This is a genomic window from Methylobacillus sp. MM3 (genome assembly GCF_001645185.1).
Lineage (GTDB): Bacteria > Pseudomonadota > Gammaproteobacteria > Burkholderiales > Methylophilaceae > MM2.
The window spans coordinates 1-799 of sequence record NZ_LXTQ01000006.1; the positions used below are offsets into that span (position 1 = coordinate 1).

A 799-nucleotide genomic window follows, 5' to 3' on the forward strand; every position below is an offset into this window, starting at 1 on the left:
TCCGGCACCTTCTGGCCGTTGGTGACGTAGTGCAGGTCCAGCCCATGGCGGATCAGGCAGTCAATGGCCGGAGCAATCGACACCGACTCGTCGATCTTGGACAGGATCACCCCGTCCATGCCGGAGCCGCGGTAGGCTCTGACAATATCGTCCAGCGTGACGTTCTGCGCCGTCGCCGGCAGCAGCAGATGGCGGCGGACCTTGCTGCCGCGCCCGCACAGGAATTCGATCTGCTCGGTGATGCGGCGGTCGCGCTGGCTCATGCCGACGGTGTCGATCAGGATCAGGTGGCTGCGCGTCAGGTCGGCCAGCGTCAGCTGCAGTTCGGTCTCGTCCTTCACCGCATGCACCGGCACGTTGAGGATGCGGCCGTAGATCTTGAGTTGTTCGTGCGCGCCGATGCGGTAGCTGTCGGTGGTGATCAAGGCTACGCGCTCGGCACCGAACTTGAGCACGGCGCGGGCGGCAAGCTTGGCGACGGTGGTGGTCTTGCCCACCCCGGTGGGGCCGACCAGCGCGTAGACGCCGCCACGGGTGATGAAATCGGCGCCGGATTCGACCACGCGCAGGTTATGCGCCAGCGCGGCCTTCAGCCACTTCAGGCCCTTGTCGTGATCCACGCCCTTGGGCATCGCGTCCACCAGCTGACGGGCGAGCTGCGGGCTGAAGCCGGCGCCCAGCAGCGTGCGCATCAGTTCGGCCTTGACCGGGTCGCGCCGTGCCAGTTCGCCCCAGGCGAAGCCCGACAGCTGCGATTCCAGCAGGCTGCGCATGCGCTTCAGTTCCTGGGACATTTCGG

1 protein-coding gene is annotated in these 799 nt (G+C 66.6%); it reads right to left on the reverse strand.

Annotated elements, in window-relative coordinates; genetic code table 11:
• Nucleotides 1–773 (reverse strand): flagellar biosynthesis protein FlhF (flhF, locus tag A7976_RS04195; RefSeq protein WP_240483799.1); only part of this gene is annotated, 773 nt, incomplete at its 3' end.
• Nucleotides 774–799: the final 26 nt, after the last annotated feature.